The 21,280-nt window shown below is 32.6% G+C and carries 16 protein-coding genes and 1 tRNA gene; 4 read left to right on the top strand and 13 right to left on the bottom strand.

All coding sequences use genetic code 11. From position 1 onward, the window contains the following. The first annotated feature begins 27 nt into the window (after positions 1-27). Positions 28-1,320 (top strand): HlyD family secretion protein, encoded by a 1,293-nt coding sequence (locus UEQ13_RS13990; RefSeq protein WP_329806945.1) that lies wholly within the window; start codon positions 28-30, stop codon positions 1,318-1,320. 113 nt (positions 1,321-1,433) lie between these two features. Next, positions 1,434-2,456 carry a serine aminopeptidase domain-containing protein gene (locus tag UEQ13_RS13985; RefSeq protein ID WP_329806944.1) on the top strand — a complete coding sequence of 341 codons (1,023 nt, stop codon included), beginning with the start codon at positions 1,434-1,436 and terminating at the stop codon, positions 2,454-2,456. A 2-nt stretch (positions 2,457-2,458) separates the two neighbouring features. On the opposite strand, the gene UEQ13_RS13980 is transcribed toward UEQ13_RS13985, so the two are convergent. From UEQ13_RS13980 to UEQ13_RS13970, 3 genes are read right to left on the bottom strand one after another with little or no spacing between them, the layout of a single operon-like run. After that, positions 2,459-3,199 (bottom strand): tRNA1(Val) (adenine(37)-N6)-methyltransferase, encoded by a 741-nt coding sequence (locus UEQ13_RS13980; RefSeq protein WP_329806943.1) that lies wholly within the window; start codon positions 3,197-3,199, stop codon positions 2,459-2,461. 48 nt (positions 3,200-3,247) lie between these two features. Continuing rightward, complete coding sequence (rimM, locus tag UEQ13_RS13975) at positions 3,248-3,775, bottom strand: ribosome maturation factor RimM (RefSeq protein WP_166129378.1); 528 nt, start codon at positions 3,773-3,775, stop codon at positions 3,248-3,250. Positions 3,776-3,787: 12 nt separating this feature from the next. Next, on the bottom strand, positions 3,788-4,345 hold the full coding sequence (locus UEQ13_RS13970) for a 30S ribosomal protein S16 (protein ID WP_329806942.1): 558 nt from the start codon (positions 4,343-4,345) through the stop codon (positions 3,788-3,790). Positions 4,346-4,728: 383 nt separating this feature from the next. Here UEQ13_RS13970 and UEQ13_RS13965 point away from each other — a divergent pair, with 383 nt between their 5' ends. Further along, positions 4,729-6,123, top strand: a complete 1,395-nt coding sequence (locus UEQ13_RS13965) for a dipeptidase (protein WP_329806941.1) — start codon at positions 4,729-4,731, stop codon at positions 6,121-6,123. Positions 6,124-6,177: 54 nt separating this feature from the next. On the opposite strand, the gene UEQ13_RS13960 is transcribed toward UEQ13_RS13965, so the two are convergent. The 4 genes from UEQ13_RS13960 to UEQ13_RS13945 form a co-directional block, all read right to left on the bottom strand. Then, complete coding sequence (locus tag UEQ13_RS13960) at positions 6,178-10,431, bottom strand: T9SS sorting signal type C domain-containing protein (protein ID WP_329806940.1); 4,254 nt, start codon at positions 10,429-10,431, stop codon at positions 6,178-6,180. 61 nt (positions 10,432-10,492) lie between these two features. Further along, positions 10,493-10,978 (bottom strand): hypothetical protein, encoded by a 486-nt coding sequence (locus tag UEQ13_RS13955; RefSeq protein ID WP_329806939.1) that lies wholly within the window; start codon positions 10,976-10,978, stop codon positions 10,493-10,495. A gap of 185 nt (positions 10,979-11,163) precedes the next feature. Beyond that, entirely contained in the window at positions 11,164-11,418 is a 255-nt protein-coding gene (locus tag UEQ13_RS13950; RefSeq protein WP_329806938.1) for a hypothetical protein, read from the bottom strand. A 149-nt stretch (positions 11,419-11,567) separates the two neighbouring features. After that, a complete protein-coding gene (locus UEQ13_RS13945) occupies positions 11,568-16,082 on the bottom strand; it encodes a PA domain-containing protein (protein WP_329806937.1) in 4,515 nt (1,504 codons plus the stop codon). Positions 16,083-16,625: 543 nt separating this feature from the next. Here UEQ13_RS13945 and UEQ13_RS13940 point away from each other — a divergent pair. Then, positions 16,626-16,707 (top strand) — tRNA-Leu (locus UEQ13_RS13940). Positions 16,708-16,753: 46 nt separating this feature from the next. Here the strand turns inward: UEQ13_RS13940 and UEQ13_RS13935 are convergent. The 6 genes from UEQ13_RS13935 to hemE form a co-directional block, all read right to left on the bottom strand. Beyond that, a complete protein-coding gene (locus tag UEQ13_RS13935; RefSeq protein WP_329806936.1) occupies positions 16,754-17,158 on the bottom strand; it encodes a c-type cytochrome in 405 nt (134 codons plus the stop codon). Between the two features lie 68 nt (positions 17,159-17,226). Continuing rightward, positions 17,227-18,219, bottom strand: coding sequence for a porphobilinogen synthase (gene hemB / locus UEQ13_RS13930; RefSeq protein ID WP_329806935.1), 993 nt, complete (start codon positions 18,217-18,219; stop codon positions 17,227-17,229). A 156-nt stretch (positions 18,220-18,375) separates the two neighbouring features. Then, the gene (locus UEQ13_RS13925) at positions 18,376-18,738 is read right to left on the bottom strand and encodes a protease inhibitor I42 family protein (RefSeq protein ID WP_329806934.1); all 363 of its coding nucleotides are present in this window, start codon (positions 18,736-18,738) and stop codon (positions 18,376-18,378) included. Positions 18,739-18,750: 12 nt separating this feature from the next. Further along, on the bottom strand, positions 18,751-19,653 hold the full coding sequence (hemF, locus tag UEQ13_RS13920) for an oxygen-dependent coproporphyrinogen oxidase (protein ID WP_329806933.1): 903 nt from the start codon (positions 19,651-19,653) through the stop codon (positions 18,751-18,753). 24 nt (positions 19,654-19,677) lie between these two features. Further along, positions 19,678-20,187, bottom strand: a complete 510-nt coding sequence (locus tag UEQ13_RS13915; RefSeq protein ID WP_329806932.1) for a hypothetical protein — start codon at positions 20,185-20,187, stop codon at positions 19,678-19,680. 39 nt (positions 20,188-20,226) lie between these two features. After that, a complete protein-coding gene (gene hemE, locus UEQ13_RS13910; RefSeq protein ID WP_329806931.1) occupies positions 20,227-21,252 on the bottom strand; it encodes a uroporphyrinogen decarboxylase in 1,026 nt (341 codons plus the stop codon). Positions 21,253-21,280 lie beyond the last annotated feature (28 nt).

Raw genomic sequence — 21,280 nt, 5'->3', positions numbered from 1 at the left:
AAACCTTGCAAGATAAAAAAGAAAAAAATGTCAGAAAATAAAAACACCGACTTCCAGCTTCGCAGCGAAGAAGTTCAAGATATACTAACAAAAGTTCCGAATTGGATGATTCGTTGGGGCACCTTTTTAATTTTTGGAATTATCTTATTGTTGTTATTTACTTCTTGGTTTATCAGATATCCAGATGTGGTGACAAGCGAAATTATCATCACCACCAACACACCACCAGAAAAGTTAGTCGCAAAAGTGAATGGGAAAATACAGGCTATTTTAATTGAAGATAAGGCAAATGTAAAAGCCAACACACCTTTAGCGGTGATTGAAAACTCGGCAAACTATAAAGATGTATTTTTATTGAAATCGACTATTGAAAACATAGATTTAGATAAAAGTGAATTCCCTTTTGAAAAATTTACGTCTGCTCAATTTGGTGAAGTGGAAGCGAGTTTTGCGGTTTTTCAAAAACAATATATTGCAGATCATTTAAACAAAAAGTTACATCCTTTTGATGTAGAAACTAATGCGCAAGGTTATGAAAAGACACAATTAGCCGAAAGATTACAGTTGTTAATCGCCCAAAAGTTAATAACTGAAAAGGAATTACAACTCCAAAAAAATGATATCAACCGACAAGAAACTTTATTTAAAAAAGGCGTAATTTCAACTCAAGAAATCGAAAAACAACGCTTAGTTTATCTACAAGCGGAGAAAAATTATAAAAATTTATTGAGTTCTATTTCTCAAACCAAATCTTCGATAAACGATTTAAAAAGAAACAATCAAACCACACAAATTAACGAAAACAAAGAAAATACTAATTTAGAAACCAATGTTTTACAAGCGTTTTACCAACTAAAAAAAGCCATTAAAGATTGGGAATTAAACTATGTTTTCCGTGCTTCCGAAGATGGAATGGTTTCGTTTTTACAAATTTGGTCGGTGAACCAAAACATTACGTCTGGAGAAAATATGTTTGCGATAATTCCAACTAACCAAAATGGTTTCGTGGGGAAATTAAAAGCGGCAGCCTTTAACTCTGGAAAAATTAAAGAAAACCAACGCGTCAATATTCGTTTAGCCAATTATCCTGATAGAGAATTCGGGATTTTAAAAGGTCAAGTAAAAAGAATATCCTTAACGCCAGATAAAGACGGGAATTTACTTATAGATGTTGCTTTACCAAATGGTTTGGAAAATTCGTATAAAAAGAAAATTCAATTTCAACAAGAAATGCGTGGTTCTGCAGCTATTATTACAGAAGATTTGAGATTAATTGAAAGAATTTTTTATCAGTTTAGAAGTATGTATCAAGTGGAATAATTGAAAATTACTTTTTCATCTATTCTTTAGAAGTTAAGAACTAGTTAAAAAAATAATTATTAAAACACTTATATCTATTTTAGCAGAATTATAAGAAAAATCAAACAAATAAAATGAAAAAAAATTCTGTTATCCTATTTTTATTATTGAGTTTAAATCTATTTTCTCAAGAAATTATGTTTTACGAAAAAGAGATTTCAAATAAAGAGAATTATGAGTTTTATGACTATACTGTTTTACAAAAGAAAGACAACATAAAACTTTCAGGAACATTAATTACACCGAAAACAAACTACGATAAAATTGTATTTATTGTACCTGGATCAGGTAAAGACACTAAAAATTCACATTTTATCTTAACGGAATTATTATTAAAAAACAATATCGCAGTCTTTAGATATGATGAAAGAGGTGTGGGAAAATCAGAAGGGGATTTTAATTCTTTATCCTACACAATTAATGAAATGATAAATGATTTCCATACTATTTTTAATGAAATAACAACTACTGAAAAATTTATAAATAAAAAAATTGGAATTATTGGACATAGTTATGGTGGATTAACTACAATAGGAGCCATAGAAAAAGGTTTGAAATGTGATTTTTTAATCCAATGGGCCACTCCAGTAGAAAGAGCTACTGAATTACTTAAATATCAAATTACAACAGGACAAAACAAACAAGAAAAAAACCTTCAATATAGTGATAATGAAACTAAATTCAAGGTAATGGATAGTATTTCAAAAATCATAGATCGAAATGCTACTTTAGATGAAATGGCTTTAAAAGAAGTAGTTTATAGTACTATGAAAAAGTACGGGTTTAAGAAAAAAGATTTTGGATGGCACATTACTTTTTCGACTCACTTAGAATTAATAAAAAAGAATTTTATTCCTGTTTATGAAAAACTTAGCATTCCAACCTCTTATATCATCGGAGACAATGACATTTTTGTAGATCCTATTGCCAACACTACTTTGCTAAAAAAAATAAATAATAAAAATATTGATATTAAAGTCTTTGAGTCGTTAAATCATTATTTAACAAGTTCTAAAAACCTAGAGCTTAACACTTCATTATATGAAATCGATGAAATGGCAAAAACGTATGTATTAGATTGGATAAAATCTAAATAAACCTACATCTTCAAATAAAACTCTTTAGTCAATTCAATATATTCTGGAGTGTATTGATGACGAGCGGTTTCAATGACTAATTCATCCATAATTGGCGTTTGTTCGATACGAGTAAATGCCAATAAACTTCTTTTAATTTCTGTAGTTGGTGTACCTTTTACACGGGTAATTTTCAAGGGAAATAATAAAGATTGTTTCGCTAAAGCGATAAAATTTTCTTCTGCAGAATAAGGAATAATCACCGAAAATATTCCATTTTCAGACAATAATAAATAAGCTGCTTCTACTAAATCTTCAAAAGGAAGCGCATCTGCAAATCGAGCTAAATCGCGTGCTTCATCTGGTGTTTTATAATCTTCTGAATAAAAGGGTGGGTTGGAAACAATAACATCATATTGTTCTAGCATTTCAAACTCATCTGTTTCTTCGTCAATTTCTTGCAATTCTTCCACAAATTCATCTAAACCAGCATGATAACAAAATAATCGGTCGCCCCAAGGTGAGTTTTCGAAATTATCTACACATTCTTCGTACGCATTTTCTTCAATTTCAATCGCATCAATTTGTTCCGCATAGCTTCTTTGTGCTAGCATAAGCGAAATTAAACCTGTTCCAGCGCCAATATCAAGTATATTGTAAGGATTATTGATTAGTGGTGTCCAAGCGCCTAATAAAACGCCGTCTGTTCCTACTTTCATGGCAGATTTTTCCTGTTGAATGGAGAATTGTTTAAACTTAAACATAAAATGAATGTTGAATGTTGAGAAACGAATTTTGAATGTTGAAGTTGACTACTCCAAATACAAATCCACTAAACCAATTGGTGTATCTAAAACCAATTCTTTATCTTTTCTATTGACTTCAATAATAAAAGAATCAATCATTGGGACTAAAACTTGTTTTTGACCTTTGAAAATTTCAAAAATAGGTTGTGCCGCATTATCCAAAATAGCGTGAACCGTTCCGATATCGCCTAAACGTTGATCGACAACTTTAAATCCAATAATTTCGTGAAAATAGAATTTGTTACCTTCAAGTTTCGGTAACATAGTTAGAGGTAAATAGACTTCTAAATTTTTCATGTTGTCGGCTTCTAGTTCCGTATCAACATCTTCAAATTTAACTCTAAGAAATTTATCTCTGTGAATGGCAGATTTTTCAATAAAAAATGGAACCAGATTTTTATTGTATTCAATAAAAACTGATTCCAAATTTTGATAAAGTTCAGGTTCGTCCGTATCTAAAAAGATAAGAACTTCTCCTTTGAAACTAAATTTTTTAGCGATTTTGCCTAAATAGAAACATTCGTCTTTACGCATAATCGCAGTATATTAAGCTTCTGTTTCTTCGTTAGTTCCTTCAGCAGCAGGCGCTTCTGTAGTTTCTTCAGCAGCAACTTCTTCAGTAGCAGTTTCTTCAACTACTTCTTCTACTTTTGCAGCTTCAGCTTGTGCAGCCATACGTTTTTCGTTAGCAACTTTTTCTGCTTTTAAAGCAGTAGCTTTAGCATCAGCATCCGCTTTGCTTAAACCGTCTTTTTTAGCGTCAACTTTTCCAGCTTTAGCTTCTAACCAAGCTGCTAATTTAGCATCTGCTTGTTCTTGAGTTAAAGCACCTTTTCTGATACCACCATCTAAATGGTGTTTTAATAAAGCACCTTTATAAGATAAAATTGCTTTAGCCGTGTCAGTTGGTTGTGCACCATTGTGTAACCATTGAACAGCACTATCAATGTTTAAATCAATAGTTGCAGGGTTAGTGTTAGGATTGTAAGTTCCGATTTTTTCTAGGAATTTACCATCTCTTTTTGAGCGTGCATCAGCAGCTACGATCCAGAAAAAAGGTTTCCCTTTTTTACCATGTCTTTGTAATCTAATTTTTACTGGCATAATCTTGTGGATTAAATTTGAGGTACTCGACCTCGGTTAATTAAGGGTGCAAAGATAATAATAATTATCAATTTCCAATGTTCAATGTTCAATTATTTTTATATCAGCGATTTAATGGTGTTTTTTACTTGATTTTTTCGAAACACAGATTGGAGAAGTTTTAGAAATCTGAGAAATTTCTCTAATCATGCTTGTTAAATTTGATTTTAGATGTTGATTTTTCGAAACATAGATTTAAAAAATATACTAATTTCTAAAATTTCTCCAATCAGTGTTGTTTATAGTCCAATTTTCATCTTTCCCCTTTTTGACTTATCCCTTTTGCCTTTTATCTTTTCCCTTTAAAATTCATTTCGTATATTTGAACTTTATAAAAAAACAACATGGAAAACATAAAACAATACGTTCAAGAAAATAAAGAACGTTTCATTAAAGAATTAATTGAATTGCTAAAAATGCCTTCTGTTAGTGCAGATAGCGCGTATGCTCAAGATGTAATTAATACTGCCGAAGCCGTAAAAGCAAGTTTAGAAAAAGCAGGTTGCGATGTGGTAGAAATGTGCGAAACACCAGGTTATCCAATCGTTTACGGACATAAAATGATTGACCCAAATTTGCCAACAGTTTTGGTGTATGGTCATTATGACGTACAACCCGCAGATCCAATTGAATTATGGACTTCACCTCCATTTGAACCCGTTATTAAAGTAACCGAAATTCACCCAGAAGGCGCGATTTTTGCTCGTGGTGCTTGTGATGACAAAGGTCAAATGTACATGCATGTGAAAGCCTTCGAATATATGATTGCAAACAACAATTTACCTTGTAACGTGAAATTCATGATTGAAGGGGAAGAAGAAGTAGGTTCAAAAAGTTTAGGTTGGTTCGTAGAACGCAATCAAGAAAAATTATCTTGTGATGTGATTTTAATTTCAGATACAGGAATGATTTCTAACACACAACCTTCAATTACAACTGGTTTACGTGGTTTAAGCTATGTAGAAGTGGAAGTTACTGGTCCGAATAGAGATTTACATTCAGGTTTATATGGTGGAGCTGTAGCCAATCCGATTAATATTTTAACGAAAATGATTGCTTCATTACATGATGAAAATAATCATATTACGATTCCTGGATTTTATGATGGTGTGGAAGAATTATCGTTAGAAGAAAGAGCCGAAATGGCAAAAAGACCGTATTCTGAAGAGGATTACAAAAAAGCCTTAAACATTGCTGATACGTTTGGTGAAGCTGGTTATACTACTAATGAAAGAAATTCGATTCGTCCAACTTTAGATGTAAACGGAATTTGGGGTGGTTATACTGGTGAAGGTGCGAAAACCGTAATTGCAAGTAAAGCATTTGCAAAAATTTCTATGCGTTTAGTGCCGAACCAAGATTGGGAAAACATTACAGAATTGTTTAAAAACCACTTTGAATCTATTGCACCAAGTGCGGTAACAGTGAAAGTTACACCTCATCATGGAGGTCAAGGTTATGTAACTCCAATTGATAGCATTGGATACCAAGCGGCTAACAAAGCATATACAGAATCTTTTGGGGTTTCTGCTATTCCAGTTCGTTCAGGAGGAAGTATTCCGATTGTAGCGTTGTTTGAGAAAGAATTAAAAAGCAAAACGATTTTAATGGGATTTGGTTTAGATAGCGATGCGATTCACTCACCAAATGAACATTATGGAATTTTCAATTACATGAAAGGAATTGAAACGATTCCGTTATTTTATAAGTATTTCACAGAATTACATAAAAATCAATAAAGCATAAAAAAGGCTCCGAATTTCGGAGCCTTTTTTATTATATACTATTGAAAATTACATGATAATTTTCTTCACTACTACTTCTCCATTTTCTAATTGAATTTTTACAATTAAAGTTTGTTGTGAAGCTTTGATTTGATTCGTATTGAATTGCTTGTTATGGATTCCGCTTTTAGTAAAAATCACTTTTCCTAAAACATCATACACCTCAACACTTGCAATTGCCGATTGATATGTTTGGATGGTTAATTCGTTATTTTTCACTAAAATATCAACTGCATTTGTAGTGCTAATTACTACTTCTTTTGTTGGTTTTTTGTAGATTAATTCGAATCTATCGTTAAATGTTCCAACCTGAGAAATAAAGTAATAGGAACCTTCTTTCAAGTTGTGAATCGCACCGATATACTTATCTTTAACAAATACCTCTTGATTTTCAAATAACCCATCAACTTGTTGAATATTAATTTCGAAATTACTTGCTTCAGTAACTTTCAATCCTAACTTCACGGTATCTTCATCAGAGAAAGGCAATCCTTTTCCTTGAATAACATATTCGCTATTCTCAATTAAATTATAAAGTGATGTTTTAGAAGTATCTAACATTTTACCATCAATTTTATTATCAACTCCGTTTGTAGCATTGGCTGTATAACCGACTAATATTTGATTGTAGCTTTTTGTACTATCATTTAAATTGATCCAAATTCTGTGCTTTTCACTTTCTGAAGTTCCAACAGTCGCGTCAGAAGATTTGAAAAACTGAGTTGTCGTTGTAGCATCTTCTCTAAATTCATTTTCGAAAGAAACGGTATATGCAGATGTAGCGTTTATAAAGAAACCTTGACCTACATTAATTTTATCGTTTGGAATGGCACCACCAGCTGCTGAAGCTGTTCCTCCCAAAATAGTATAAGAAGCATAATTATTTTGTGGAAAAGCACCCGCAACTGCAGCTACTGTATGTGTCCAATAATAAAGCGCATTTGTTTTAGGATTGTTAATCAGAAATTTATTTGCACTAATTGGTGAAGCATATGGGTTTCCTAATAAATTATAACCTAAACCTACAGCATACGTAATACTTCCATTGTTTGGAACTCCTGAAAATTGGGCATTAAAAGGCGCTGGAGTTAATGTAAAATTATTATCTACACGAATCATGTACCCTTTTGCCAAAGTAAAACTATTTGTTGAAGGCACAACGGATTGATAAGCTGTTGGTGTGGTAGTACCAGTAAATAAATATTGGTAAAAACGATTTGTTAAAGTATTTGGCGAAAACGCTAATAGATTTTGATTTACTACCGGTGAAGACCAAGCCGTATAATCGTTATGGATCATATTAGTTGAGATACGTTTCACGATAATATTTCCAGTATTTACAGCATGTTTAGTATATTGAACTAAAGCTGCTCCGCTATTAATAGTTAGAGAACCTGTTGCATTTACTGTTATGTTTTCACCTACTCTTAACGAATAACCAGAAACAAAAGTTACAGCAGCACCTGCATTAACTGTTACAGAACAAGCATCTAAACTAGCTGTAGATGTATAATTACCATTAAAAACAACAGCATCACGTTTTGTTGGCGCTCCTGCTGGAGACCAAGCTGTTCCATCCCATGTTTTTGTTGTAGTACCACATTGCCAGAATTGACCTGTCCACATACCTCTACCAAATGTTGCAGCAAGAATTGTATTATCGACACTTCTATAATCGAAAGATAAAACTTTTACGTCTTTCATTCCGTTATTGGCTCTTCTCCAAGTTGGGGAAGCTGCGTTAAAATCTACTGTATACCAAACTCCTAATTCTGTTCCAAGAATAACTTCGTTGGTTGCATTTGGATTTTGTAAAATACATTTTACTGGTAAATTAGGCAAATTTCCTTCTTTATTTTGCCAAGAAGTTCCACCATTTGCAGTATACCAAACATTTACTACACCATAATTATGAAAGGTAACAAAAATATCGTTTTCTGTTGCTCCATAACGAATATCTGAAACTGCACCTACCCAGGTTGCATCTCCAATTGATGCCCATGTTGGCGTTCCGTCTGCACTATTAAGTCTCAATAATCTTCCATTAGCTAAACCAACCAATAATCTATTAGCTGTATGAGGTGAAGGCTGCAGATAAGTAGGAATGTTATTTAATAATGCGTCTGACAAGGTGGCTTGAGTTGTTAAATCTGCTCCAGAAAATCTATAAATTCTATAAGTAGCTGCTGCCGTTCCGTTTGTGTAAAGAATATTAGAATTACTATCGTATCCACACTGATTCACAAAATCTCCATCATTTCCATTATTTACGATTGTATTTAATGTACCACCAGACATGTTTTTTCTGTAATAAATATTATAAACATATGAAGAAATCATAAATTCATCTTGTTTATCAATAAAAGCCCAACAACCATCTCCACCAGAAACAGAAACAGAAGCAGCTGGAATACCCGGAGCATTATCTATAAATTGAGAACCATTATCTTGAGCACCTGCTAATAATTTTTGACTAACACCTGTTTGATTGATTGCAGCTTTATAAAACTGAGTAATATTTAATCCGTTATTTCTTGACGCGATTGAAGTGGCTCCAATAGCACCTGTGTTCGAATAAAATATGCCTCCATCATTACCCATCACTAATCTTGAAGAATTTGCAAAGGCAATACAATGATGATCTGCGTGAACTACAGGAACATTTAAAGCTGCTAAATTATTATTATTAGACCATTTAGAAATTTGAGTGAAATTGACTCCACCGTTTGTTGTTTTAAATAAATCAATTCCTCCAATAATTAAAGTATCGTCATTATTAGGATCGATACCAATTAATAAATCGTAAAAGTTTTGTCCTCTTGTAAAATCATTTGCAGGAATTCCTGTATCCACATCGTCAGGAATAGTTCTATAGGTTGGTGCTGTTGCAAAACCATCAGTTGTAACTGCAAATTGCGCCAAATCACCAACTCCAGATTCATTTTGTAATAAAACATACAATTTATTAGGTGTTTGTTTTGAAGCTACAATTTCTACTCTTCCGTTGTTTCCTAAATTTCTAACATTCGTCCAAGTTGCTCCGTTTGTAGTAGAGAAAACCATTCCTCCAGCAGTACCATAGATGTAATTATATTTAGATCCCATCCATAATTTACCATCACTTCCGATAGCAAACTTATTTGGCGCATAAAATCTATTAGATGCATTTTTTAAAGAAGCTTGATCAATTCTAGCGAAATTTACTCCATCGGTACACCTATACAAACCAATGGCGTTTGATCCAAGATAAGTGTAGGTGGCAGTTCCGCCAGATGCTTGAGTAACTTCTTCAGAATAATACATGGCATCACATCCAAAAAAAACTTCGGTTTGATTTGTAGTTGGATTATTCCAAGCTACAATATCCTGAATATAAACAATATTGTTAGCTACAGTAGCTGTTGCCGCTCCAAAGATATTAATCCAATTTTGTCCACCATCAATTGATTTATACACACCGTTACCATTAACTGCTCCCCAAGTATAAACTTCACCAGTACCTAAATACATGATATTTGAATTATTAGGATCAACAGTTAAACAAGAAACCGCTAAATTTCCAGGAACTCCATTTACTGGTTGCCATTGTGAAGCTACAGAAGTAATGTCGTTATTTACCCATAATCCACCAGCAACACCACCAGCAAATACTTTTGTTGTACTTCCTGGAGCAAATTGTAATACTCTTACTCTACCACCAACATTATTTGGTCCTCTTTCTATCCATTGATTATCTAAACCATCTCCTGGTACTCTTCCAGACAACTCAATTTGTCTTAAACTTTCTTGTAATTGCAAGGTAGCTTCAGGTTCTGGCCTATCTAAATTTGGGTTAGATGAATAAAGCCATTCTTGCTCATAAAAAGCGTTTGGAGGTAAAGCCAACTCTTTTCTTTCGCTTTTAGACATTTGTTTTGTTTTAGCAAAAGGATGGTTTTGAAGATAAGCTGAATATTTTTCTCTTAATTTTTCTATTGAATCTAATTCATTTTGCTTTAAATTAGAAACTATTTTTTCGTTGGACTTATTTTTATTTACTTCAGAAAGCAGTATTTTATTGCTAAAATTTGGTTTTGAATCTACCGAAACTAAACCTACTGTTGTTTTCTCTGTTTTTGCTTGAGGTTTTGCAATATTTTCTTCTTTATTCTTAGCGTTTATTTCAGAATTTAAAACGTTAAAATTACTGTTTTGATACAAAAAGCAGCATCCAAACGCAATAAAAACAAATAAAACACTGATTTTAAGTAGTTTATTTTTCATGTGGAGGGTATATTTGGTTAATTCGGTTTTACGAATGTAAAAAAATATTTAAAAAAAATCGTTAAACAAACAATAAAATCGACGAAATGCGCCAAAACAGAAATGGCTCCAAAGATTCATTATAAACATTTTTGTTGTTATAAATTGTTCTTCCTAAAATATCAAAAACTTGTACTGAAGAAATTTCTGATGAAGCATTAATATGTGTTTTTTCATCTTTAGTAAAAACAACTAAACTTTCATTAGATACAAAACTCTCACTGGATAGCAATGCATTTTTATAAACCAATTTAAAACGGTTATTAAATATTCCTTCAGGAGTTGAAAAAGAATATGGAGCCGATTTAATATAATGAACACTGTTTGTTACATTATCTTTTAAGAATACATTTTGAGTTGTAAACAATCCATCAACATTATCTACTGAAATACTATAATTTCCAGCTGTAGTTGCTTTAAGTCCCAACAGAACTTCATCTGTTTCTTCGAAAGGTAATCCTTTTCCTTGAATTACAAATTTAGAATCATTAATGATATTATACAACATCGTGTTTGACTTATCTAAAACCTCAACATCAATAACAGTATCAAATCCATTAGTAGCATTATCTGCATAACCTACTAAAATTTGATTGTATGAATTGGTGTTGTCATTTAAGTTTAACCAAATTCTGTGTTTTTCCGTTTCTTCAGTTACTGATACTGCACTAGAACTTCTATAAAACTGTGTACTTACTGATGCATTAACTCGTTGTGTATTGAAGAAATTCGCGTTATTTGATCCAAACCACCATTAGGTTTTTTTGAAAAAATGGGTAAATTATTTTTTTTAGCAAATTCTTCTACTAATTTTTTATCTAAAGCTTCACGTTGCTTTACATTTTGTAATAATTGATTGGCCTTAACCATATCATATTCTTTTACTATTTCTTGAAGTTGTTTTTCAGTTTGAGCATAACTGTTAGTAAGAACAACAGAAATTAACATAAAAAAAGTAATTTTAATACCAAACAAGTGGGGGCTTTCATAATATTTTAGTTTGGGACTAATTTATAAAAAAATAATAAATCGATAAAAAACATCATTAAACAAAAAAACCCACAAAAATGTGGGCTTTTTTTTAAATTTACACCAATTTACATTATAATTTTCTTCACTATAATTTCACCATTTTCTAATTGAATTTTTACAATTAAAGCCTGGTTACTAACTGAAATTTGATTGGTAGTAAACTGTTTATTTTTAACTCCTGATTTAGTATAAATTAATTTACCTAAAACATCATAAACTTCAACACTAGAAACATTAGAATTAAACGCTTGAATAGTTAAATCATTATTTTTTACTAATACATCCACAACATTAGCAACTATAACTTCTTCTTTTGTTGGTTTTTTGTAGATTAATTCAAACCTATCATTAAAAACACCTATTTGAGCATTAAAATCATAAGAACCTTCTTTTAAATTGTGAATTAAATTTGTGTAGTTATCTTTAATATAAACATCTTGATTTGTAAACAAACCGTCTAATTGTTGAATATTAATTTCGAAATCACCAGCTTCAACAACTTTTAATCCTAGTTTTACAACATCATTATTTGTGAAAGGCAAAGCTTTACCTTGTATCACATACTCTTTGTTGTCTATTAAGTTGTATAAAAATGTTTTAGAAGTATCAAGCATTAGAGCATCAACTTTATCGTCTACATTGTTTGTTGCAATTGTAGAATATCCGACTAAAATTTGATTATAACCTGTTGTTTTACCGTTAAGGTTTAACCAAACTCTATGACTTTCAACTTTATTTTCTTTTACTGAATTTTCATCTGTAGATTTAAAGAACTGTGTTGAAGTGATTGCATCAACTCTCAATTCATTTTCAAATTTAACATTGAAAGCACCAATTGCATTTACAAAAAATCCTTGCCCTACTTGAATTTTATCATTTGGTATAACGCTTCCACTTGCTGAAGCCACACCACCTAATAAACTAAATGAGGCGTAATTATTTGACGGATAAACTCCTCCACTAGCCGCAACTTTGTGAGACCAATAATATAAAGTACCTAACTTACCATTCATTCTAATTAAACTTGGAGCATCAATTGGAGAAGGGTAAGGATTTCCTAATAAATTATACCCTAGTCCTACAGAATAAGAAAGACTTCCGTTATTTGGAACTCCTGTAAACTGACCATTGTAAATTGTAGGTACTGTTGGAGACCAAGTTGATGGCACACGAATCATATATCCTTTTGCAGGAGTAAATGAATTAGTTGAAGGTACTAACGATTGATATGCAGTTGGTGTAGTTGTACCAGTGAATAAATACTGATAAAAACGAGTTACTGCTGTATTAGGAGAAAATGCTAATAAATTTTGATTAACAACTGGAGAAGACCATGCTGTGTAATCATTAACTATCATTGCAGTTGAATTTCTTCTAACAATTATGTTTCCTATATTGCTAGCATGTTTAGTAAGTTGAATTAATGCAGAATCATTATTAAAAATGAATGAACCTGTACCATTTACAGTAATATTATCACCAACTCTTAAAGTATGTCCAGCGGTAATTGTAACAGTTACACCAGTATTTACAGTTACAGAACAACCGTCTAAACTTCCTGTTGATGTATAATTACCAGAGAATACCACTGCTGTTTTAGAAGTTGGTACACCTGCACTCCATGTTGAACCATTCCAAGTTGTAGTAGTTGCTCCACAGCTCCATAATTGGCTTGAGAAAATACCTCTGCCATAAGTTGCTGCATATACTGAATATCCTGTTGGGGCTGTTGGTGAATTAGGTTGTAAATCTAAATCAGTTACTTTAACATTACTCATACCATTAAATGAATGATACCATGTTAATGCTTGATTTGAAGAAGTTGCTGGATTAAATCCTATTGTATACCAAACACCTAATTCTGTTCCAACCATAAGCTCATTTATAGCTAAAGGATTTTGCAAAATAGCACGAACAGGTAAATCAGGTAGATTACCTTCCAAACTATACCAGTTTGTTCCTCCATTAAGAGTATACCAAATACTTGTAACTCCATAATTACTCATAGTAACAAATATTTGACTATCATTTGCACCAAAAGAAATATCAGAAATTGAACCTACAAAACCTGAACCTGTGATATCTGACCAACCTGAAGTTGCAGGAACAGTTGAAGTTGAATTGGCAGCAGTTACTGTATTTGCATTTATTAATTTTAACATTCTTCCATTAGCAGTACCAACAAATAATGTTGTGGCAGTCACTTTTCCTGGAGTAATTGCTGTAGGATAAGAAGTTAATAAAGCATTTGTTAAATCTACTCTAGTAACAGTACCAGACTTAATATTAATATATCTTCTTAAATAATATACTCTATTCGTACTGTCAGAAAAATCTGAATATACAATATCATTAGCTGAATCTAAAGCAAAAGCAGGATAAAATAATCCTCTATTTAAATCTGCTGCAGGTGTTGAAGGCACTGTAACATGTAACGGTCTTACAGTGGTATTATTAATTGTTCTATAATTTACATTATCATTATACACATAATTAGTCACCATATATTCCTCAGTATCTTGTGAAAATAATGGAATACCACCATCTCCTCCTTGAATTTCCAAACTTCCGGTAACACCTGCTCCTGCACCAGTTGTTAAACTTAGAGCCTGTGGAAAGTTATTACTTCCATTGTCTTGAGCGCCTGCAACGAAAAAATCACCGGTATTCCCAGCAATACCACCAGGTAAAACTGCCACACCAACAAACTGCGTTACATTGAAACCCGTGTTTTTCTCAACAATAGAAGCTGAAGTAGTAGTTGATGCAGACAAACTAGCACAATAATACACTCCACCATCATTACCAAAAATTGCTGTATTTGGTGTTCCTGGTCTGAAAGTCATTGCATGTTGATCTGAATGCACTCCATTTCCTGTATTCCATCCTGAAATTTGAGTCCAAGCCGAACCGCTATTTGTAGACTTATGAATATTAATTCCTCCAACATAAACATTTGCATCATTTGTTGGTTCTGACTCAATAAATAAATCATAAAAAGATTGAGCTCCTGTAAACCCATAAGTATTCAATCTTGTTTCGGTAGCTGGAGCTGTAGGTGGCAATGGTAACACCGTAGGAGCGGTAGTAAAGCCATTTGTTGTTAACAACAACTGAACCTCAATTGCAGGATTTGCAGCATCCGCTTGATCTAATTGAGCTAACACATAAATTTTATCTGGAGATGTATTAGATGCTTCAATTTCAGTCCTAGCACCACCACCATTACCTACGACTGTATGTCTTAAAGCAAAAGTGGCACCATTATCATTAGAAGAGAAAATTCTACCACCTCCATCATTAAAAGTTGTACTATGAGTTGATGAAACCCAAATTTTTCCGCCATTTGCAATTTCAATATCCATAGGACAAGTTTCATTACCACTTATAGCTAATGGAAGAGACAATTTAGTCCAAGTGGCACCTCCATTAATAGATTTATACAAACCATAATTTGAGGCATTAATGTAAGCGCCGCCTAAAAAACCATCACCTACAGCTGCATATATTTCAGAAACACCATTATTGTTTTTAATAGCAATATCATTAATCATTTGAATATTTGAAACTTCATTTCCTGTAAACTCTCCAGGTAAAGTTGGTTGAAAAGTTCCAGTTAAATTTGTAAGATTAGCAACTAATAAATCACCATCTTCTTTTGAAACCATAACAGAAGGAATTACTACTCCAAGATTAGAACTAGACATCCCAAGAACACCACCTCCAGCTACGTTATTCATGATTATTACACCGACAGCGCCTTTTATTTCAGCTTGAAGCACTTTAGATTCAAAACTACAAATACCTCTTCTAATTAAAATTATTTTATTAGTATAAGTCCCAGTAAGTGTAGAGCAACCGTCGTCTGTTGGAGCAGTTCCGTCATTAGCTAATACTATTGGAGCAGTAAAAGAAGTTGTTATTGGATTACCAAAATTAGCAGCAGAAGTTACATAACCTCTTATAACACCTGCATTAGAAGGCGTAATAATATCTAAATTATATACCACTTGTGAAGTTGTACTAACTGTTCCTCCACCGAAAACTTGATACCAAGAATTTCCAGCATCTGTTGTTTTCCACACTCCATTACCATTAACATCTCCCGTGTAAGATTCACCTGTTCCAGCATACCAAATACTTGAATTTATAGGATCAACAGCCAATGTTACTACATTTAAATTTTCTGGAAGTGCCATTCTTGTCCAAGAAGTTGCAGCAGTAATATCTGTGTTTTTCCATAAACCACCACTAATTCCTCCAGCAATAACTGTTTTATTAGTAGCATCAGTAGGATCAAAAATTAGTGCTTTAGTACGACCTCCAACATTATTTGGTCCTCTTTCTACCCATGAATTATCTGCACCATCGCCTGGTGTTCTGTTAGTTAATGCTTCATTTCTAGCATTCTCTAATTGCACTCTAATTGCTGATAAATTTTCACCTGTAGGTCTTCCTAAAGCAGGATTAGCAGTCATCGCATAATCTTGTTCTAAATATTTATTTGGAGGAAGTCCTTCAGCCTTTCTTTCAGACTTAGACATTAAAAATGTTTTCTTGAATAATTGCTTATCAAGCATTTCTTGATGTTTTGCTCTTAAAGCCTCAATTTCACTTAATTGATTTTTATGCTCTAGTGATGGAGTGTTTTTCTCAGACAAAACTTGCGCCTTAGAAACAACATTTTTATTAAAATCAGCAATCTGATTCTCAACAATGTAATTTTTTGTAATTACATCTTGCTGTTTTTCTTCATCAACTAAATTATCATTAGTTTGAGGAACATTTTTTAGGGAATTGCTTAACTATTTCTGAATCAGAAAAAACGCTAAAAGTAACTATAGAAACAACTATAGCGGTTAAAAAAAGCAAACCGAAGTTTAGTAATTTTGATTTCATATCTGGGGGATAATTAATATTATAGAGGCCTAAAATAATAATAATTTTAATATAATCGATAAAATATAAAAATAATCGATAAAAAACATTAATTTTTTTTGAATAACACAATAAAAATATTAATTTTTTATAAAATACATTTCGAACTTTAATAAGATAAAAATAAAAAAACAAAATTATTTTGTAGAAGCAAACAATGTTTATATATTTGCACTCCATTACACGCGGGTGTGGTGAAATTGGTAGACACGCCAGACTTAGGATCTGGTGCCGCAAGGTGTGAAGGTTCGAGTCCTTTCACCCGCACAAAAAAAAGCTCAAAACAATGTTTTGAGCTTTTTTTATTTTATACTTATTTAAAACTTAACATGTAATCTTCCAAGCCTTTAAGCTCTTCTTCGGTCATTGTTTTCGTAATCGCGAAATTTGCTTTCATGATTTCAAACTGAGTCGGATCAACAATTGGATCCGCTTCTCCTTGTAAGAATAAGGAAATACTCGCTTTTTTTTCGGTATACATTTTAGCAATTTCTTTGATGCTTGGCCCAACAATTTTGGCATCCGGTTTGTGACAAGTCGCACACATACCTTTTCCTTCAAATAATTCTTTCCCTAAATCTTCAGAAGAAAGTGCTGTTGTTGTGGTTTTTGTTTCTTCAATAGGATTTCCCATTGGATCCGTTTCTTTTTTTTCGCCACAGCTAACAAAACCTAAAGTCAGTACCGCTAAACAGAGAAGTTTTCTATAGTTTTTCATTACGAATTTATTTTGATTGTCAAATCTATTACTTTATTTCAAGAATAAAAATGACAAATATCACTTCATTATTTATTTAATAAAATCGCAGCTTCTTTAGCAAAATATGTCGAAATTAAACTCGCACCTGCTCTTTTGATACACATTAATTGTTCCATCATAATTTTATCATGATCTAACCAACCTCTTTCTGAAGCGGCTTTAATCATAGCATATTCTCCAGAAACATGAAAAACCGTTACAGGAACATTAACCGCATTTTTCACTTCACGAACAATATCTAAATAGGCAATTCCTGGTTTAACCATCACCATATCGGCACCTTCTTCTACATCCATTAAAGCTTCTTTTATCGCTTCGATACGATTGGCATAATCCATTTGATACGTTTTTTTATCTTTTGGAATTTCGATATTATCAACTGGCGCACTATCTAATGCATCTCTAAACGGACCATAAAAAGCGGATGCGTATTTCGCAGAATAACTCATAATTCCAACATTATGAAATCCTGCTGCATCTAAACCTTCGCGCAGTCTTAAAACTCTTCCGTCCATCATGTCACTTGGCGCTACAAAATCGGCACCCGCTTGTGCGTGAGAAACGGCCATTTTTACTAAAGCTGCATTTGTCGCATCGTTAGCAATATCACCTTTTTCAATAATTCCATCATGACCATAAATTGAATACGGATCTAATGCTACATCTGGCATCACAATCATTTCAGGACAAGCCGATTTGATGGCTTTGATGGCACGTTGCATTAATCCATCAGGATTCCAAGCCTCTTTTCCGGTATTATCTTTTAAGGATTCATCTACTTTTACATAAATGTTTACCGCACGAATGCCTAATGCGAAAATTTCTTTAACTTCTTCTACTGTTAAATCAATCGAACGACGGTAAATACCCACCATAGAAGGAATTTCTACTTGTACATTTTCACCTTCCGTTATAAACATCGGAAACATAAAATCACTTGGACTTAATGTGGTTTCACGAACTAAACTTCTTATGGATTCGTTTACTCTTAAACGACGTCCTCTTTGTAATGGAAACATAATTTTTTTATTTACGATTTACGATGTGGGATTTGTGATCTTAGCACACCATCCAATCTATCGGGTTTTCTAAAACTTTAATTAACTTTTCTCTATAAATGTTTAACTCCGCCGGAGTTTACTGTATCTAAATTTTTTGTTTGTTGATTTAGAATTTTACTTTACTCTTACCACTACTTTTTTTGTTTCAGCAGCAGCATTTTTCTCCCAAGAACGAGCGTATTCAAAAACTAAAGTATCAACACCAGATTCTTTTCCTTTGAATTTCCAAATTTCTTTTCCACCAACACCAACCATGCCAGATTCGGCTTTATCTTGGGTATAAGTTGTACTTACAGAGTCAACCAGTTTTGAAGATTGATTTTTTACCCATTTCCAAGAATATCCTGTAGTCGGATTAGAATTTAAAATCACTTCGAATGTTTCATTTTTGTTTACTTCGTAGTCTGTTTGTATTCCTTTTTGTGAGTTACAAGAAAACAAACCAGTTCCTAAAACTATAATTATTGCTTTTTTCATAATTATTGGATTTTATATCCAATCTATTGGATTTTCTAAAACTTGTATCAATTTTTCTTCTTCGGTATCTTTTTCTGGATGATGGTCGTATACCCATTGCACATGTGGTGGTAAACTCATCAAAATACTTTCTATTCTTCCGTTGGTTTTTAGTCCGAAAAGCGTGCCTTTATCATGAACCAAATTGAATTCTACATAACGTCCACGGCGAATTTCTTGCCAAGTTCTTTGTTCTGATGTAAAAGGTAAGTCTTTTCTTTTTTCTACAATTGGAACATAGGCTTGTATGAAAGAATTTCCAACTTCTGTTACGAAATTGAACCAATCTTCCATTTTCATGTCATCCGTTTCTTTACAATAATCGAAAAATAAACCGCCTAAACCTCGCGCTTCGTTTCTGTGAGCATTCCAAAAATAGGCGTCACATTGTTTTTTATATTTTGGATAGAATTCTGGATTGTGTTTGTCGCAAGCCGTTTTACACGTTTGATGAAAATGTTTTCCGTCTTCTTCAAACAAATAATACGGAGTTAAATCTTGTCCGCCACCAAACCAGCTGTTGATTACTTTTCCATTATCGTCGTACATTTCAAAATAGCGCCAATTCGCGTGAACCGTTGGAACCATTGGGTTTTTTGGATGAATGACTAAACTCAATCCACAAGCAAAGAAATCAGCTTCACCAACATTAAACATTTTCTGCATAGCTTCAGGTAATTTACCATGAACTGCCGAAATATTTACACCGCCTTTTTCAAAAACGTTTCCATTTTCAATTACGCGTGTTCTTCCGCCGCCGCCTTCTGGTCGTTCCCAAATGTCTTCGCGAAATTTGGCTTTTCCTTCAACTGCTTCTAGTCCAGCAACAATTTGGTCTTGAAGGTTTTGTATGTATGAGTAGAATTTATTTTTCATTGTAAAAAATCAAAAGTTCTTAAACTATTTTGCATTTAATAATTCCTGAATTGCTTCTCTTATTTTTAAAGCACTTTCAGTTTTTATTTCATAATCATTATTTTTATCAGTATGAATTCTAATTTTTTCAATTTTTTTACTTGAAATTTCAATAAATTCTTTTTCAGACAAATTAAAACTTAAATCTATTGCTTCTATCAAAAACGGCCCATCATAATATAATTTTATTGTGGTTTTATCATCAAATAAAAAATTTATATATGACGTTATAGGTTCAGTAGAACTAATTTCTTTTTTTTTGCTTTTAATATTTAAAGTATAATTTGAACACGTTACATTATTATTAATTTCGCTGTAAATGCAAAATTTACTTAAATCTAATTGTAGATTATCATTTTTATCTTCGTAAATAATAATGTTTTTAATTTCAATTTCTGATGTTTTATCAAACTCATCATACTTTTTTATTACATCAATCTGAGAATATGAAATTACTGATACAAATATTAATAATGCTGAAATAATTTTTTTCATAATAAATTGTTTTAAACTATTTAGCAATAACTAAAAATATTACTGACCGTATTCCTTAACCGCTTCCACAAATGCTTTCGCGTGATCCACAGGAATATTTGGTAAAATACCGTGACCTAAGTTAACGATATAATTGTCTTTTCCGAATTCGTCGATCATTTCATGTACCATTTTTTTGATGGTTGGAATCGGCGATAATAATCTTGATGGGTCGAAATTTCCTTGTAACGTAATTTTTCCACCTGATAAATAACGGGCGTTTCTTGGCGAACACGTCCAATCAACTCCTAAAGCTGAAGCTTTTGTTTTTGCCATATCTCCTAATGCAAACCAACATCCTTTTCCAAAAATAATAACTGGAGTCATTTCTGCTAAAGCTTCGGTAATTTGGTTGATATATTGAAATGAGAATTCTTGATAATCTACTGGAGACAACATTCCTCCCCAAGAATCGAAAATTTGAATGGCGTTACAACCTGCTTTTACTTTTTCTTTTAAGTATAAGATAGTCGTATCTGTAATTTTTTGTAATAAAACGTGTGCTGCTACTGGATTCGAAAAACAAAATCCTTTCGCTGTATCGAAACTTTTAGAGCCTTTTCCTTCTACAGCGTAACAGAAAATCGTCCAAGGTGAACCTGCGAAACCAATTAATGGCACCTCATCGTTCAACATTTGTTTGGTTAATTTAATCGCATCAAAAACATAACCTAAAGTTTCATTCACATCTGGAACGAAAACTTTTTCAACATCTTGCGAAGTACGGATTGGATTTGGAATAATTGGTCCTAAATTGTCTTTTAATTCTACGTGAATTCCCATCGCACGTGGCACAACCAAAATATCTGAAAACAAAATAGCTGCATCTGGTTTTACAATTCTAATTGGTTGAACTGTAATTTCTGCTGCTAATTCTGGTGTTTCACAACGTGTGAAGAAATCATATTTGTCGCGTAACGCTCTAAATTCTGGTAAATATCTTCCGGCTTGACGCATCATCCAAACTGGTGGACGTTCAACAGATTCGTTATTTAAGGCACGTAGGAATAAATCGTTTTTTATCATTTTTTTTAATTTTGCCACAAAGGCGCAA

The organism is Flavobacterium facile (assembly GCF_036321945.1).
Classification (GTDB): domain Bacteria; phylum Bacteroidota; class Bacteroidia; order Flavobacteriales; family Flavobacteriaceae; genus Flavobacterium; species Flavobacterium facile.
This window is presented reverse-complemented; position numbering and strand designations above follow the sequence as displayed.

Coding starts and splice junctions, on each gene's coding strand:
- UEQ13_RS13990 (WP_329806945.1), top strand. CDS start 28: ATGTCAGAAAATAAAAACACCGACTTCCAGCTTCGCAGCGAAGAAGTT.
- UEQ13_RS13985 (WP_329806944.1), top strand. CDS start 1,434: ATGAAAAAAAATTCTGTTATCCTATTTTTATTATTGAGTTTAAATCTA.
- UEQ13_RS13980 (WP_329806943.1), bottom strand. CDS start 3,199: ATGTTTAAGTTTAAACAATTCTCCATTCAACAGGAAAAATCTGCCATG.
- rimM (WP_166129378.1), bottom strand. CDS start 3,775: ATGCGTAAAGACGAATGTTTCTATTTAGGCAAAATCGCTAAAAAATTT.
- UEQ13_RS13970 (WP_329806942.1), bottom strand. CDS start 4,345: ATGCCAGTAAAAATTAGATTACAAAGACATGGTAAAAAAGGGAAACCT.
- UEQ13_RS13965 (WP_329806941.1), top strand. CDS start 4,729: ATGGAAAACATAAAACAATACGTTCAAGAAAATAAAGAACGTTTCATT.
- UEQ13_RS13960 (WP_329806940.1), bottom strand. CDS start 10,431: ATGAAAAATAAACTACTTAAAATCAGTGTTTTATTTGTTTTTATTGCG.
- UEQ13_RS13955 (WP_329806939.1), bottom strand. CDS start 10,978: ATGTTGTATAATATCATTAATGATTCTAAATTTGTAATTCAAGGAAAA.
- UEQ13_RS13950 (WP_329806938.1), bottom strand. CDS start 11,418: ATGTTAATTTCTGTTGTTCTTACTAACAGTTATGCTCAAACTGAAAAA.
- UEQ13_RS13945 (WP_329806937.1), bottom strand. CDS start 16,082: ATGCTTGATAAGCAATTATTCAAGAAAACATTTTTAATGTCTAAGTCT.
- UEQ13_RS13935 (WP_329806936.1), bottom strand. CDS start 17,158: ATGAAAAACTATAGAAAACTTCTCTGTTTAGCGGTACTGACTTTAGGT.
- hemB (WP_329806935.1), bottom strand. CDS start 18,219: ATGTTTCCATTACAAAGAGGACGTCGTTTAAGAGTAAACGAATCCATA.
- UEQ13_RS13925 (WP_329806934.1), bottom strand. CDS start 18,738: ATGAAAAAAGCAATAATTATAGTTTTAGGAACTGGTTTGTTTTCTTGT.
- hemF (WP_329806933.1), bottom strand. CDS start 19,653: ATGAAAAATAAATTCTACTCATACATACAAAACCTTCAAGACCAAATT.
- UEQ13_RS13915 (WP_329806932.1), bottom strand. CDS start 20,187: ATGAAAAAAATTATTTCAGCATTATTAATATTTGTATCAGTAATTTCA.
- hemE (WP_329806931.1), bottom strand. CDS start 21,252: ATGATAAAAAACGATTTATTCCTACGTGCCTTAAATAACGAATCTGTT.